This is a genomic window from Nostoc sp. DedQUE08 (genome assembly GCF_034530895.1).
In the GTDB taxonomy this organism is placed as follows: Bacteria; Cyanobacteriota; Cyanobacteriia; order Cyanobacteriales; family Nostocaceae; genus Nostoc.
In genome coordinates this window covers 1-16431 of sequence record NZ_JAVRCD010000016.1, presented here as the reverse complement: position 1 = coordinate 16431, position 16431 = coordinate 1, and the positions used below count along the sequence as shown (strand labels likewise).

Sequence of the window (16431 nt, the reverse complement as noted above, 5' to 3'; positions counted from 1 at the left end):
CAATTAGAAAGATTGGAATGCTTAAAAACTTATTTTCATTTAGCGATCGCTACCGCATCTTACATCAGACTTGGTTTGCTTTCTTCCTCACCTTTGTTTGTTGGTTTAACTTTGCCCCCTTTGCTACAACCATTGGCAGAGAACTACATCTAGCACCAGAACAAATCAAAACTTTAGGCATTTGTAACCTTGCCCTCACAATTCCCGCACGACTAATCATTGGGATGCTTCTGGATCGTTTTGGCCCCAGAATCACCTACTCAATGCTGCTAATGTTTGCGGTTGTTCCTTGTTTAGCGACGGCGCTAGCGCAAGACTTTAATCAACTAGTCATCAGCCGTTTGCTGATGGGAATTGTCGGATCTGGATTCGTTGTGGGTATCCGTATGGTGTCCGAATGGTTCCAGCCGAAGGAGATGGGAATTGCTCAAGGTATTTATGGCGGTTGGGGCAACTTTGGGGCTTTTGGCGCAGAGTTTGCCTTACCGATACTTGCAGTTTCCACGAGCTTTTTCGCTGGTGGTGCTTCTAACTGGCGATTTGCGATCGCATTTACAGGGATTATTGCAGCTATCTACGGCGTAATTTATTACAACAACGTCCAAGATACGCCCACAGGTAAAGTTTACAAGAAACCTAAGAAAAATGGTTCTCTAGAAGTAACCAGTGTTAAAAGCTTCTGGGCGATGATTGTCTCGAATTTTGGTTTAATTTTTGCCTTGGGTTTATTGGCTTGGCGTTTGGAACAAAAGAACATTCACTTCCTAACTTTGAGCCAAATGTATTTGATTTGGTTACTATTAGCAGGATTATTTGCTTACCAAAGTTACAAAGCTTGGCAAGTAAACCGAGAACTTTTAATTGGCAAGAAAACTTATGCTCCATCCGAACGCTTTCAATTTGGTCAAGTAGCCATACTCGAATTCACTTATATAACTAACTTTGGTAGCGAACTGGCAGTTGTTTCTATGCTCCCGGCATTCTTTGAAAAAACCTTTGCTTTAGAACATGTTGTCGCTGGAATGATTGCCGCTACCTATCCATTCTTAAATTTGGTTTCTCGTCCCAGTGGTGGCTTAATTTCTGATAAATTTAACTCCCGAAAATGGACAATGACAATTATCAGCGCTGGCATTGGTGTTAGTTATTTGATAGCACATTTTATTAGTAGTAGCTGGCCGATTCCAGTAGCGATCGCAGTGACAATGGTTGCCGCTTACTTTGCCCAAGCTGGCTGCGGTGCAACCTACAGCATCGTTCCCCTAATTAAGAAAGAAGCCACTGGACAAATTGCCGGCAATGTGGGAGCTTACGGTAATTTTGGCGGTGTAGTTTACCTAACAATTTTCAGCTTAACCGACGCTCCCACACTATTTTCCACAATGGGTTTAGCTGCACTAGTCTGTGCTTTTATGTGTGCCTTTTTCCTCAAAGAACCAAAAGGTTCCTTTGCCCCTACATTTGAAGGTGAATTACCAGAAACCGCAACAAAAAACCCTATCTTCTTAACTGAAGAATAGACCTGTCTTGAAAATAGAAAGTAGGCAATAAAGCAAATAAATTCTCATAGTTCGTACTCAGGACTTTAGTCGAATGGCACTAAGAAAAGATACATGACTGGTTCCCAGCCTCTAGGCTGGGAACCCATTCTGGGAGGCTCCGCCTCCGATCGTTCTTGACAAGAGGCAGAAGCCCACTTTAAATATATTCCCAGCCTCCAGGCTGGGAACAAGACGACAAAACCCTTTGGGCTTCATTCGTTTCAAAGAGTTTGCCTAAGAGGATGTTTGAAAAGTGCTTGGCTGTGATTTTAGGCACTAACCGATCCCCCCTAGCCCCCCTTAAAAAGGGGGGAACCGGAATCAAAGTCCCCCTTTTTAAGGGGGATTTAGGGGGATCTAGAACGTTTTGTTACCGAGAAGAAAACTTTTCAAACAACCTCTAACATACAAATTTCTCAACCTGGCGCTAAATCTGAGGTTGCAAAATCAAAATAACAAAATGGTACAACAGCCATGAGTGAATTTACCAAAACTCTCTGTCCCTACTGTGGCGTTGGCTGCGGTTTAGAAGTTTCACCTCCAGCCCAACTTGGCAAAGCAACTAATCGAGATAGTCAAGGAAATCCGACTTGGCGGGTGCGGGGTGACAAAGCTCATCCATCTAGTCAAGGAATGGTTTGTGTCAAAGGTGCAACGATCGCAGAATCTTTAGATAAAAATAGATTACATTACCCAATGGTGCGAGACTCATTAGATCGAGAGTTTCGCCGCGTTAGCTGGGATGAAGCTTTCGATCTGATCGCCAAACGCATTCAAACCGTGCGTTTCACCCAAGGGCCAGAAGCCTTATGTATGTATGGTTCCGGTCAGTTTCAAACTGAGGATTATTACATCGCCCAGAAACTCATGAAAGGCTGTCTGGGTACTAATAATTTTGATGCCAACTCTCGTTTATGTATGTCTAGTGCTGTGGCTGGGTACATTCAAAGCTTTGGCGCAGATGGGCCGCCCTGCTGTTACGATGACTTGGAGTTAACCGACTGTGCATTTCTAATTGGTACTAATACAGCTGAATGTCACCCCATCGTTTTCAATCGACTGGAGAAATATCACAAAAAGAACCGCAAAGTCAAAATGATTGTGGTCGATCCCCGTCGCACACCAACCGCAGAAGCCGCTGATTTGCATTTAGCCATTCGTCCCGGTACAGATATCGACTTGTTGAACGGCATCGCCCATTTGTTGATGCGCTGGAACTACATTGATACGATGTTCATGGAGGACTGCACCAGCAACTTTCCCGCTTATGCTGAGGTTATTCGCCACTATCCCCCAGAAGTGGTAGCTCGTCAATGTGGAATCAGTATTGAAGATTTAGAAACAGCAGCACGTTACTGGGGTAAATCTGAGCGAGTACTGTCTTTGTGGTCAATGGGTGTAAATCAATCTTCAGAAGGGACAGCTAAGGTTAGAACGATTATTAACCTGCACCTGATGACTGGACAGATTGGCAAACCTGGGGCTGGCCCTTTTTCTCTCACAGGTCAACCGAACGCGATGGGAGGACGGGAAGCCGGAGGTTTGGCGCATTTATTACCGGGTTATCGGGTGGTGAAAAATCCCCAGCACCGCGCAGAAGTTGAGGAGTTTTGGGGACTCAAGCCAGGACAAATTTCGCCCAATCCCGGTTTGACTGCTTGGGACATGATTACTGGGTTAGAAAATGATGCTGTAGGGTTACTGTGGATTGCAGCTACTAATCCCGCTGTGAGTATGCCAGATTTAGAGCGGACTAAAAAAGCATTGTTGCGATCGCCTTTCACTATTTACCAAGACGCATATTATCCCACAGAAACTTCTGCTTACGCTCACGTTCTACTACCAGCAGCCCAATGGGGTGAAAAAACTGGCGTGATGACAAACTCCGAACGGATGGTAACTTTATGTCAAGCATTTCGCCAACCACCAAGAGAAGCGAAAGCCGATTGGGAAATTTTTGCCGAAGTTGGACGTAGATTAGGTTTTGAGAAAGAGTTTGCCTTTGCTAACTCTGCGGAAGTTTACGCTGAGTTTGTCAAACTAACTAAAAATCGCCCCTGCGATATGACAGGTCTTAGTCACGCGCAATTACAAGTAGAAGGCCCGACGCAATGGCCTCACCCAGAAAAAAGTTATGAGTTAAGAGTTGGGAGTTATGAATTAGAATCTTCAACTCCTAACTCCTCACTCCAAACTCCTAACTCCAAACGCCTCTACACCAATCTCCGCTTCCACACCCCTGATGGACGCGCTCGATTTGGGGCATATTACTCTAAGGGATTGGCGGAACCACCAGACCCAAATTATCCGTTTGTGTTAACTAATGGAAGACTTTACGGACATTGGCATACGCAGACACGCACCGGTCGAATTGAAAAAATTTGCAAAATGCATCCCGAACCGTTTATCGAAATTCATCCCCGTGATGCTGCTCGGTTAGGTATTGCCGATAGTATGTATATAGAAGTGCGATCGCGTCGTGGTAAAGCGAAGTTTCCTGCTAAAGTAACAAAAGCGATCGCACCTGGTACAGTTTTTGTCCCTATGCACTGGGGTTCGCTGTGGGCAGATAATGCCGAAGCCAACGCCCTCACCCATCCAGAATCTTGCCCCAATTCGCTGCAACCAGAATTAAAAGCCTGTGCTGTGCAGCTGATACCAATTTCGGTGGAAGTTCCCATCAAAGATTATCAACTCCAGTCTTCACAATATAGCAATCCGATTTGATTCGGAGAATTACTCGTAAAGGCCGGGGACTAGGGACTAGGGACTGGGGACTGGGGACTGGGAAGAAGGAATAAAGGTGTACTGAGTTTTTTTCACGCAATCAAATATGAGTCCTATAGATAAGCTGCAAAGTGTAGCTCGGAAGTGGTAATTTATAACCAGCAACAGGTAATTTCGTCAATAATCAATAGTCAATAGTTATTATCATTTTTTCTAACTCTCTAATTTTGACTGTTACCAATTACTATATTTAAAGAGCTAAATTTTTAGTAACAAGGGATTTTACTAAAGTTTATTTTCGCTATGGATAAAGAATAAAAAAGCAGAGATATTTACAAAAAATTGTCAATTATTTCCAATCCTTTAGATTTATCTATGGGATTTTCTTTTATTTGAGAATTGGGTGCAGCAGATGAAAAAGCTAATGAAGCGAATTCTAAGAGCTACCACAGATGAGAACTTCATGCACATCATTGAAAATATAGAAGTGCTAGTTTCTAAAGTTCTATCTATTTTTATGGTGGTCGTAATTTTGGTAACGATCGGAGATTTAGGAATTTTTATTTTTAAAGAGTTATTTACAGTTCCTTATGGGAAATTTAACTCAACCTTGTATAAAATTTTCGGTTTATTTTTAAATATTTTAATTGCTTTAGAAATCTTAGAAAATATTACCGCCTATCTCCGACGACATGTTTTTCAGGTTGAATTAGTTATTGTCACTTCTTTAATAGCTGTCGCCAGAAAAATTATTATTCTTGACTTAGAAAAAGTTCCAGGAATTGATATAATTGGCTTAGGTATAGCTATTCTTGCTTTATCAATTAGTTATTTAATAATTCGTCTCAGTAATTCTAAAGATGCAAGCTAAATAAAAAGCCTAACAAACTATAGCGGTTCTCAATTGCGTGGAATACAAACCACTTTTAAAGGTACAGCAATTTTGGGTTTGTTAAGCAACAATATAAATTATTAATTTTGAATGCGTGAATTTTGATTCGGAGCGAAGCGACGTGACAGATTTCTTTCAATTTGAAGCAGACTTTGTTGATTCTCTGCGTTGCATCCCCATGCAGGTGCGTTGTAAATTAGATACTTGTGGCATCAAGCTAAAATTGCCTGATTGGAATCAAATGACGACAGATGAGCGTCAAGCTTTAGTGGAATTACCTTGCACTACAGAAACAGAAATTCACTCTTACCGCGAATATATCGAGCAATTAATCATACAACGCACAGGTGTACCAGCGGCAAAATTGCCCATCGAGCCTCATCCTGCATGGCTAGATTCTGCCACTGTACCAGCTAGCCTTCAGGGAAAAGCTCAAGAAATAGGTGTAACCCTGACACCGCAACGTTGGGCAGCTTTAACACCCTTACAGCGTTTTGCTTTGATTAAACTCAGCCAGCCAGGACATGAAAACAAAAATTTTCCGAGAGCGATCGCAGAATTTAATCTGCTTTAATTTGCGATTCGATCGTAATCGTTGAATTATCGTCGTGTTCCTGTAGAATGTATTAATTTTTGTTAATTTGCAACTCTGAAATGATACATGACACCACAGTGATTGATGTTATGTATCAAAAACTCGTATATAAACTAACCCCGAAAAAAGCTGACTCTAAATTAATATTTACTTTATAAACAACTATTGATGACTAATAGGTAAGGGTAACAAATATATGGCTGCAAAGAAACTTTTGATGCTTGTTGGCGACTATGTAGAAGACTATGAAGTGATGGTTCCTTTCCAGACATTGCAAGTACTGGGACACACTGTCCACGCAGTTTGCCCCGACAAAAAAGCTGGCGATCGGGTGCGGACAGCAGTTCATGATTTTGAAGGAGACCAGACTTACAGCGAAAAACCCGGACACAATTTTACTTTAAATGCAACGTTTGCAGAAGTAGAAGCCACAACCTACGATGCCTTAGTCATTCCTGGAGGAAGGGCACCAGAATATCTCCGCCTCAATCAGCAGGTGCTAGAAATCACTCGTCACTTTGCCCAAGCGAATAAACCGATTGCTGCCATTTGCCACGCCTTGCAGTTATTAGCAGCTGCTGATGTACTGCAAGGCAAGAGATGTACTGGCTACCCTGCTTGTAGCCCAGATATCAAGAGTGCTGGAGGAATCTATGTTGATATCCCTGTCGATCGGGCAATAGTTGATGGTAACTTAGTGACAGCACCAGCTTGGCCTGCTCACCCACATTGGCTAGCAGAATTCCTCATAGTACTTGGAACTAAGATTGAACACCTAGAATTGACTACAGTTGTTTGAGACAAGATACTAGAAATCTTTTGGTTCACTTCATAACAGTTTCTTTCCCTACTCCCTACTCCAAAAGAGCTTTGCCAAAAACAACTGACAACAGACGACTAATAATTATATATTTTTGAAATGGAACTAAATGCAGTAAAAAATACTATTTTTTAATAAATTGCAGTGGGTTTAATTTGCAGCTACGATGTCAAAAGTACAGCATCAAGACAATCTGATTGAGCCGCCAAACAAGCCAGTTTTAGGGCAAACTCTCAGCAGATGGAATACTTCTTTACATGAGATGAAACAATTTGAAATTTTGCACCAATAATTTTAAATTTCTTAGCAGTAAGTGAAGCTATAGTGGATTTAGCAATGCTGCTGCTAATGTGGCTAAGGTTAGTCCTGCTGCCAAATTATGTGAAGAATTAGTTTAGAAACGTACTTCTTATCGATGACAGGCAAAAACGCAAGACATAATGCATTTCTGCGGCTAGTGTCTGGTAATGGGGCAGCTTTGGGAGCAGAATCTCGCTACTCGCTGCCCCCCAGTAAAGAGATGGTAATTGGACGCGACCCCAGCTGCCAAGTTGTCTTGGATGCCATGATGTACCGAATGGTATCTCGTCGTCATGCAGTGGTTCGTCCCCTCTCTCTATCCCCAGATAGCAAATTTAGCTGGGTGCTTTGTGACTTGAATAGTGCTAATGGCACTTATTTGAATGGACAACGTTTATATGAATGTCAGGAATTGCACCCAGGCGATCGCATTTCTCTAGGTGCTGATGGCCCACAATACATTTTTGAATGCGAGTATACCTCACTGACTCCGGCGACGACAGTCAACCAAGTTACACCACTGCCTTCAGCGACGGACTACCACAACCACACGCAATTAAAGCAGCCAGATTCTGTTAGCTTCACCCAGCTTTTTCCAATTATTTCCACTGGTAAAGATTTAACTAGTAAAGCTTACCTCGTACCGGGAATACTGACCGTAATTTTTGTGGTGCTGATGTTCGCTACAGTCGGTCGCCCTCAAGCTAATCAAGTGATCGTCGCAAGTTACATCGCCTTTGCTGCCTACTATTTTGTTTACCAACTTTGCGGAAAACAAAAACCTTGGTGGGTGCTAATGGCTACGTCATTGGGGACAATCCTGATTTTGCTCAGTCCCCTGTTGGATCTATTTATTTTCGTATTTCGCGGCATCCTGCCTGGAAGCTTGCCCACACCCCAAGAATCTATCACCTTCACAGAGTTACTGGTGCGGATGTTTTTTGGCGCGGGGTTGATGGAGGAATTACTCAAGGCATTACCTGTACTAGGGGCTTTTGCCATCGGTAGAATGTTGTCTTCACCTTGGCGAGAACGCATCGGCATCTGGGAACCTCTAGATGGTATTCTCCTGGGTACGGCTTCTGCTGTAGGCTTCACTCTCTTAGAAACCCTCGGTCAGTATGTGCCTGATATAACTCAAAATGTCACGCAACAGGTGGGTATAGGGGCTGCTGGTCAACTTGCAGGTTTACAACTGCTAATTCCGCGAATTTTAGGCTCTGTAGCCGGACACATGGCTTATAGTGGCTACTTGGGTTATTTTATCGGGTTGGCTGTCCTTAAACCGAGTAGAAGTTGGCAAATTCTGTCTATTGGTTATCTGAGTGCTTCTGCGCTTCACGCTCTCTGGAATGCTACAGGGTCAATCAATGCCTTGCTGTTGGTAGTTGTTGGAGTGTTATCTTACGCCTTTTTGATGGCGGCAATTCTCAAGGCACGGGCGCTGTCACCAACGCGATCGCAAAATTTTGCTACCCGATTTCTTGGCCCAAAATAGAAGAAGCAGGGGAGCAGGGGAGCAGGGGAGCAGGGGAGCAGGGGGGAAAATAAGCAATTTGAGTATTTACCTCTTAGGATAGATGTCCTAATTTAAAAATCAGCGTACTGTTAACTTATTATGGGGTAAATATACTTACAAAAATAAAAATCATTAAACTTTTTCTTGCAAAAGTGTTGATTTTCGACTCTACATCTTTGCGTAAGGGAAACCAACATCTTTGCAAAAGACACCTCTTAATAAGGTGAACGCAAAGCGCGGGTTAGACGAACACAACGTGTAATGAAAACTTTTCTTATTCCCTACTCCCTACTCCCTACTCCCCATTCCCCATTCATAGTTCTGGCTGAGACTTGTTAAGTTCAGTAAAAGCATAAGAAGCGATCGCTAAACTAACTTTTGCTTTATCTACTTCTGATAAAGATGTCCACTCGCTATTTTGAAGATTACTGAGTGCGGATGCCGCATTTTGCGATTCGCTACTTCGCATAGCGTAAGCAAAAGGACGAGCCAAAACGATCAGATCCTCTGTTCCCCAAGCTGGTAGTACTGTCTGAACGCACTCAACCAGTTGCTCGCTGATTAATTGGCGAGCAGCAAATATCTCAGCAGCTTTGGTGGCGATGGTGTTGAGCAATATTTGGGGGACACAGACAGAAAAATTTGTACGTAATGTTTCTTGAAGGTTAAGCACTACTGCCTGTTGTCGGTTATAATTGTGGTCAGGTGTGGGAGTAATACTAGACCAAAGTGTATCTAGATGTCCGTAAAAATCTTGCGATCGCCTCATTAGTTCAACACCTTGCAAATCTTCCATTCCGAACTGTTGTTCTAGTTCTTGAAAATAAGCTTCGGAATCTTGATCACTTGGATTCCAGGGATAGTTAGCATCCTCTGGTTCTAGTAACGCTTCTAATAACTCTAAATCTACTTGAGATGGCAAAGATGAGAAAGTGTCTGAGCCATTAATTTTGTGAGCCATATTTTCTTCCCTCATGATTATTTGGTGGTATTGACAGCTACAAGTTCTCAGAGGAGATTTCCGCAAAAAATGTTGATTTTTTCTCCAAAAAAACAGATTTTAAAAGCTAATGCTAAAGACTCAAATTCATTTATGCAATAGCTCTGCTAGGAGTCTTCAATTACAAACTCCCAGGTTTCACCTCTGGCACTTCCAAACTTTAACTGCATCCCCGATTTCAAAGGGACTTCCTCTCGGAGGATTTGTTGCCAGCCATTAGGGCCTAAAAACCAGGTTGTCCCATAGGTGGAAAAATCTTGCAAGTAATAAGTTCGCATCAGTGTAGCATCTGTAAGAGTATTGCGGCAGAAGATTTCGGCGTGGCGTTTGGATACAGATGGTTCGGGGATGACAATATCATTATCTTTCGTGCGGCCGATGCGGGTAACTCCATAACGCAGTAACCAGGTTTTACCTTTTGGAGTCAGCGATCGTAAACTTGCAGTCGGAAGCGAGGAACCGACCTCAGGAATGGCTGTATCTGGAAGTTCGGTAATACCTTCATCCAGATTCTTAATAAGTTCGCCATTAAAATCTGGATGCAGGTAGAGAACAGGCAAAGTCCAAGCAGGTTGATTAAATTTATACAGTGTTAACAACTCTTGCCTAGCTTGTGCTACGGCTTCATCAATTGGCTTGTGCGATCGCAAAGCTTCGGTAAAGGCTTGAATAAAACTGTGGCTTTCATGGTCAGCGATTTCATCGCGCATCCCCAAAACCGCAGGTACACCATGACGAATCAATACTTCTGCTAAACTGCTGGCAGGGATAGCTTGACGATCGACAGCAGCTGGTTGTGCGCCCCAACAGGCGTTGAAAACTGCTAGTTTCACACCTGTACGAGTCAATACTTGCGCCAATTCTATGCCATTGAGGGGCATATCTGGTCGCAAAAACAGTAACCCTCCGTCTGGGTCTGGCAAACCATGTCCAGCGTAAAAGAAAACATTGTATTCTTTGGTTTCTAATTCATCAATCAATTGTTGTGGAGTTGGTTGAATGAGTTTATTCACTACACAAGGCGCATATCTTTGGGAGTTACCAGGCGTATCTGCAAGAGCTTGTTGTAAGATAGCGGCTTCTTGTTCTAGTTGCAGCTTGTCATCATGACCTAAAACCAGCAAAATACTTAAAGCTTGGTCAGTTCGCAAATACGGTAAAGCGTCAACTTCAGTGCTGGTGCGACTAAATAGCAAATCTTGTGAGAGAGACATCGCCGATTGACCAGGCTCACGCTGCATAATTTCCCAAGGGAAAGCGATCAGATCCGGGTCGCGAATTTCTAGTCGAAAGCGCAAACGTGTATGCTGACCCATCGCAATACCGCGACTGCGTTCTAGACTACCAAGAATTTGCCCGTCAAATACCCAGCGCCATAAATTCATTCCCAAGTATTGCATCAGACGACTGCTGTAGGGGCCAGTAGGTTGACCTGAAGGAGGTGAAATCCAGTCTATGGGGAATGGGTTGCTCTTTTGAGATGTTGAGTTTGGGGAAATATCTAGGCGACCATGACCAGCAAACATCTGCTGCCATTCTTGCCAGACTTGGGTGAGTTCAACAGGCCATACACAGTCGTGTAAAACGTAGCCACTGGGATATGGAGCCTTGACCACCCAAATGGCGAAGTTGTCAGTGCCAGTATTTACGAGACGGGCGATCGCCAAATTCAGGGATGGCATGGATTCATTAAACTAAAAGCTAAAACAAATAATTTCAAGAGAAGAAAACAGATACGCCAGAATTCAGAATTCAGAATAAATGAGTGAGGGATTTAAACCCGACATTAATTGTGTTGCACCAAATTAGAGAGATGGTAGAGGTTTTGAACTCGGTTATTCATCCACCAGTAGTACATAATTCATTCTGAATTCTGACTCCTGACTCCTGACTCCTGACTCCTGACTCCTGAATTCTGTTTTGATAACAATTCTCCAAGGTGAAAATTTTCTATTTTTTTGACCTTGTAAGTTTTTTACTCTGATTGTTACCTGTTATTATTCCAGGTTTTTACCAGTTTATCGAGTATTTGATTAACTTGGGCTGGTGTCAGATGGTTCGGTAACTGGCGGTTGCGTCACAGTTCTACATGGATTTGGTGCGTCTGATTGTAAAACAACGCCAAAACGGTTGACTTGGGAGGAGTTTAGCAATACTGTTGCTGGCAAAGGTTTTGAATTTGGGGGAACTGAGGTAGTTACAGCTGGGTTTTTAGGATTAGCTGGAGTTTGGGTACTTTTATTGACACAGACTCGCATAGACACCAAAAAACTGCCAGAAGCAGGATTTGGATTTGATTTTTTCTCAATAACTTCTAAAAAAGTCCCACGGGGGAGTGATTGGTTGTTTCCCAAGGATATGTCATTATTGGTTTTAATTACCCAACCAGAAGAAAGATTAGCTAGCGATCGCGGCGGTGCGGGTGTCGTTTCAATGCCAGGGTTTTGAGTTTGTAAGGGATTGGAAAAAATTGGAGAGGTTCCTCGCAGTTGCTTGACGAACAATCCTAAAAAACCTGCTGCTACCACAAATATTAATGGAACTATCCACTGTAGGGGAAATTGACGAGGTTTAGCCTGTTCAGTGTCTGGAATCACCTGAGTTTTGTGGTTTGGGCTGCCTAAAAGTGTCGCATCTGTCGCCTTGGATGCTAAATCAACAGTTTTGGCAGAATAGCTCTGGGGAATCACTGCTTGGATGGTGATTTCTGGTTCCCAATATTGGACTTGATAGTGAACTAAAGCGACGGTGACATTATCGTGTCCATTTTTAGTATTAGCAATTTCGACTAATCTATCGGCAACAGTTGCTATATTGGCTTCCCCAGCTAAAATCGGCAAAATTTCTGTTTCCCAGTACTCCTCTACGCGATCGAAGTCACTCAAACCATCGGATGTGAGCAGAAAAACGGCATCTTCATCGAGCATAAACCGTCCCGATGTGGGATGCAATGAAGTGCTAGAACCCATCCCCAAAGCTTGAACCAGAGATCCAGCGGCACTCTGTTGTACTGCCTCGCGGTAAATGGCATAACCTAGCCGCACTTCGCGGGAGGCGACATCATCATCGAGAGTAACTTGATAACAACCGTGGCGTGTAATCCAGTAGGCACGACTATCGCCGACGTGGGTAATGTACATTTCATGAGCAACAGGCAATGCCATGACTAAAGTCGTGCCCATGCGTTGACGCCCTTGGCGATTTTCGCTGTCATTGCGTTGACTGATTTTGTCATTGGCCATTGCCACTGCCTTATCTAGGTCATTCAGCAGCATTGCAGGGTCTATGTGGTCGTAGGGAACCTTTGTTAGTTGCTGTACCTGCTGCTGGATTGTTTCAATGGCTAAATTTGAAGCGACATTGCCGCCTTCGTGTCCGCCGATGCCATCACAGACAATTGCTAAGGCTGTTGGCTGGGGTGGTTTGCTTACTGGAGTTCCACTGGGGGGACTACAGGCATCTTCGTTACGTTGGCGACTTGGCCCGGTGTCAGTTTTGGTGATAATTTGGATCGTGGGTGTTTGCGATCGCCCTAACCCAGCCAGTCCCCGATCTAAAACTCCGATTAATTGATCGGTTGAATTAATCTCTCCCTGAATTAAAGCAAGGCTAACGCGATCGACAAATTCCGCGATCGCTGGTTTGGCAGTGCTAACCAACTGCTGCCAAAATTCACCTAATTCCGGCAATTCTGGTGATGTGGCGCTGTCAAAACGCAATTCCAATAACCGGACTAACGATCCTTCTACCCGTAATACATTAGAGTCAAGTAAGCTAGAGGCGACACCTTCACTTACTAAAGGTTGCCACAGATGAGCTATTTGCCACAACCAATTTAGTTGGCGCATTGATGTTGCATCACGCCAAGCGGTGGTTAACTCGCTGCCCAAATGAACTTGTTGGATAGTGTCATCTACTAATAGTGGCGGTTTTTCTAAGAGTAATATTTCTCGGTGGAAAGACCCGTCAGCAATAAAAAGCACTCCATATACCTGCGGTACGTGTAAACGGTAGGGAATCAGTCTCAGGTACGCTTTTAGAGGCTGCAAATTATCTAACTCAGGCGTTAGCGCTAATAAACCAGGCTTCGTATCTAAAAGAACAAATTTATCAACGATTAAATAGCGATCGGCTAATATTTCTCCAGGGCTACCCACGCTTGGGCTATCTACCACAGCCCAGAGATAATTTTTGGGTAGAGGCGTCGAACATCGCTGGCAAAACTTATGAGTCAGGGGGTTGGCAGCCTGACAATTTTCGTTTGGACAGTAGAGCGTTGCCGCGTCATTTTCCATAGTTTTCGCACCGATCAGCGATTGGCAATTTCTTTAATAGCATTAGTAGGGACAATCTAGACCGCTCATCTTTCTTAAACTTGACATACCAAGACTTTAGATGATGATTTTAGCTGGCGGATATCAGCAGGTGCTAATACAAAACTTATCCAAAAAATACGCTCCTAACTCAACCCTACAGCCTAATCATAGCTTCTATTGCCCTGTGACTCTCCATCGCCAAAGCAACTAACTCCAACCCTGTCACCACAGCATAACCCAAGCATAACTGCACGATTTGCTTTTGGTAAATTACCCCATCATCAACAGGCAGATAATGTTGGTATTTATTTAGTTTATAAGTAGGATAGCAAGATTTAACTTTAATTTAATAATTAAGAATAGCAAATATTAATTTTGGCAAAAGTACCCGATCGATGCAGTGACTTTAAATATTTCTTTCGGACTGCTGTTAGTGGCAGGGGGAGGTAGCCAGTGCTGAGTTAAGCAATACAGATAATCGTAGGGGCACAACATGTTGTGCCCCTAACCATGTACTTCATTTACCTGAAATACGCTGGATGAATTTTTCCACTTTCAGCCGAGACACTTTTAACTCAGCACTCTTTGTAAAGAAGGGTTCAGGCAGCCGACTACCAACTCCTTGGCTTATTGCTTGTCGTCAATGGCAACTTGAGGGATTCCCATGCTGTAATTAGTAACACGGGCAGAAAGATTGTAGCTGACTTCGCCGAGTTGTAGAAGCGATCGCAGATAATGCTCTAAATCTGATCCTACACGGCGCAAGTTATAGTCTGTGAGGTCTGCGCCACTAGATGCTTCTACTAGTTCATCAAATTTTCGATAAATTTTTTGTAGTGCATCTTCATTCCAATTAAATTCGTTATCTGGGTCAACATCTAAGGTTAAGACTTGTTGACTAGGAACTAGATCGCCATCCCGGTCAATTTCACCTGCAAAAATGCGGATATGCCGGGTTGTGGACTTGAGCAGCATCGGGTTATCCATAAAAAGGTGTAAGATTTGCGTGAATTACACTGAAATTATTGTAGACGTTATATCCGAGCTTGAATGCTCTCAATTTAAAAGCTTTGAATGCTGTTTTCAAAGGGTACATTGAATGGTCATAAGTAAAAATATCACCTTTACTGATGAGTTTGCTACTACTGTTATGAGTTGAAGATATATTTAACTGCTAGTACTGACAGTAGTTGAATTATTTTTCTGTAAAAATTAATTGATAAAGTATTTTCATTTAGTCTCTAAATCTGACTTACTGCTAAGATTTTTAGACTCAATTAATCCCAAATGGCAGTAAAACAAGGTACTCAGCAGGAATAATTTGATCTGTGTACTTTTTTTATGAAGAACAAAAGTTTTGACATTAATAATTATGCCGAGCAATTTATCCTGAATTTTATATTGCAAAAAACGTACATCAAGTAATTTCACGCAATAGCGCTACATCGACCGCTGGCTGTAATAAACTCCAAAAATTTCAGCGGTTTTACTTACGTATAAACACTAAATTTTGAGTAACAAGTCAAACTGTTATTGACGTTCACATAAAGTTGATGTAAAAACCTTTAAAAAGGTTGAACAACTTCTTACAGAAACTTTATTGTGTAGAATCTTAAAAACTGAATAATAGTTATGGCTTACCATAAGCTACATCTGGCACAGAAACCTGAAAATCTAGACACTGAAAATCTAGCTTGAAAATACACCACAGGAGAGTGAAATGGAATACAAAGGTGATTGATGAAGAAAAATTCTTAATTCAAGCACTTTGGATTCAAAAGAGATATAAAGAATTTTGCTGGACATCTACCTCCTTACCCTCATGACAACCAAGTAAAGGAATCTCAATAGTTATGAACTCCAAAGCATTACCACGCCAGATAAATAATCTCGAAGTAGGTGTTTATGAGTGTGAAATACATCTCAAATTCCGGTTGATTGAGGAAAAGAGTCTATTGAGCGATCGCGAGCAACTCTTACAGGTGCTACTTGATGCTTTAACCGAAGGTTCTGATGACTTTCTAGAAACGCTACAAGCGTCCGTTAAAGCCCAGGAAGTATCGGAGTTTAAAGCCTCGCCTCAAATGCGACGTCAGCTAATGCGCTTGCGTAATGTCGCGGAAAATTCTCCAACCTAAAGGTGTAATTTCAGTAGTTAAAAACGTGAATTGGGCATCAAATCAAATGTTGATCCCATACCCCCGTTGCCATAAAAACTGAGCAGTCAGTAGATTTCATAAAATATTTTGATTTCTACCTTGTGAAAGTCTTATTTAGCAACAGAAAGTCCCAGGAACAGTTTCCGCTATTAAAAACTTTGTAGCAAAGAATACTGGTAGAATCTGAAAGCAAATTCAGCCGGGTGCATTTTACCGAGTTTTTATCAAAACATTGCAGAATAATAAAACCTTGTGTCTTTACAGATGGGGAATTGGACAACAGGCGCAAATCAAATGAAAACCTAAAAGATAAAAGTAAAAATAATAACCTTTCTTTTAGCTTTTTGCTTAAGCTAAGTGCCTGATTTGCTAAAAGACTTATGTTTTATCTATTACTGGTAATAGGTCACGGTTTAGCAGCCAGTTACCTATTACCGATTACCCAGGAGTAGGGGAGCAGGGGAGCAGGGGAGTGAGGGAGAAGAATTAATAACCAATTACCAATTACTAATGCCCAATGCCCAATGCCCAATGCCCAATGCCCAATGCCCAATGCCCAATG

General features: G+C 42.5%; 12 protein-coding genes. 8 read left to right on the top strand and 4 right to left on the bottom strand.

Annotated elements, in window-relative coordinates; translation table 11 throughout:
• Positions 1 to 17: 17 nt before the first annotated feature.
• The 7 genes from RMY64_RS13070 (at position 18) to RMY64_RS13040 (ending at position 8373) form a co-directional block, all read left to right on the top strand.
• On the top strand, positions 18 to 1520 hold the full coding sequence (locus RMY64_RS13070; RefSeq protein ID WP_322700236.1) for a NarK family nitrate/nitrite MFS transporter: 1503 nt from the start codon (positions 18 to 20) through the stop codon (positions 1518 to 1520).
• Between the two features lie 495 nt (positions 1521 to 2015).
• On the top strand, positions 2016 to 4268 hold the full coding sequence (locus tag RMY64_RS13065; protein ID WP_322700235.1) for a nitrate reductase: 2253 nt from the start codon (positions 2016 to 2018) through the stop codon (positions 4266 to 4268).
• A gap of 412 nt (positions 4269 to 4680) precedes the next feature.
• Positions 4681 to 5139 carry a phosphate-starvation-inducible PsiE family protein gene (locus tag RMY64_RS13060; protein ID WP_322700234.1) on the top strand — a complete coding sequence of 153 codons (459 nt, stop codon included), beginning with the start codon at positions 4681 to 4683 and terminating at the stop codon, positions 5137 to 5139.
• 142 nt (positions 5140 to 5281) lie between these two features.
• Positions 5282 to 5734, top strand: coding sequence for a nitrate reductase associated protein (locus tag RMY64_RS13055; RefSeq protein WP_322700233.1), 453 nt, complete (start codon positions 5282 to 5284; stop codon positions 5732 to 5734).
• Positions 5735 to 5951: 217 nt separating this feature from the next.
• A complete protein-coding gene (locus tag RMY64_RS13050; RefSeq protein ID WP_322700232.1) occupies positions 5952 to 6554 on the top strand; it encodes a DJ-1/PfpI family protein in 603 nt (200 codons plus the stop codon).
• 187 nt (positions 6555 to 6741) lie between these two features.
• On the top strand, positions 6742 to 6867 hold the full coding sequence (locus RMY64_RS13045; RefSeq protein ID WP_322690690.1) for a hypothetical protein: 126 nt from the start codon (positions 6742 to 6744) through the stop codon (positions 6865 to 6867).
• Between the two features lie 123 nt (positions 6868 to 6990).
• Entirely contained in the window at positions 6991 to 8373 is a 1383-nt protein-coding gene (locus RMY64_RS13040) for a PrsW family glutamic-type intramembrane protease (protein WP_322671513.1), read from the top strand.
• A gap of 334 nt (positions 8374 to 8707) precedes the next feature.
• On the opposite strand, the gene RMY64_RS13035 is transcribed toward RMY64_RS13040, so the two are convergent.
• From RMY64_RS13035 to RMY64_RS13020, 4 genes are all read right to left on the bottom strand, one after another.
• On the bottom strand, positions 8708 to 9355 hold the full coding sequence (locus RMY64_RS13035; RefSeq protein WP_322700231.1) for a hypothetical protein: 648 nt from the start codon (positions 9353 to 9355) through the stop codon (positions 8708 to 8710).
• A gap of 146 nt (positions 9356 to 9501) precedes the next feature.
• Positions 9502 to 11076 carry a CHAT domain-containing protein gene (locus RMY64_RS13030; RefSeq protein ID WP_322671515.1) on the bottom strand — a complete coding sequence of 525 codons (1575 nt, stop codon included), beginning with the start codon at positions 11074 to 11076 and terminating at the stop codon, positions 9502 to 9504.
• 351 nt (positions 11077 to 11427) lie between these two features.
• Complete coding sequence (locus RMY64_RS13025) at positions 11428 to 13689, bottom strand: protein phosphatase 2C domain-containing protein (protein ID WP_322700230.1); 2262 nt, start codon at positions 13687 to 13689, stop codon at positions 11428 to 11430.
• A gap of 648 nt (positions 13690 to 14337) precedes the next feature.
• Positions 14338 to 14697, bottom strand: a complete 360-nt coding sequence (locus RMY64_RS13020; RefSeq protein WP_322671517.1) for an NAD(P)H-quinone oxidoreductase subunit M — start codon at positions 14695 to 14697, stop codon at positions 14338 to 14340.
• Positions 14698 to 15563: 866 nt separating this feature from the next.
• Here RMY64_RS13020 and RMY64_RS13015 point away from each other — a divergent pair.
• Positions 15564 to 15848, top strand: a complete 285-nt coding sequence (locus RMY64_RS13015) for an Npun_R1517 family heterocyst differentiation transcriptional regulator (protein ID WP_094350942.1) — start codon at positions 15564 to 15566, stop codon at positions 15846 to 15848.
• Positions 15849 to 16431: the final 583 nt, after the last annotated feature.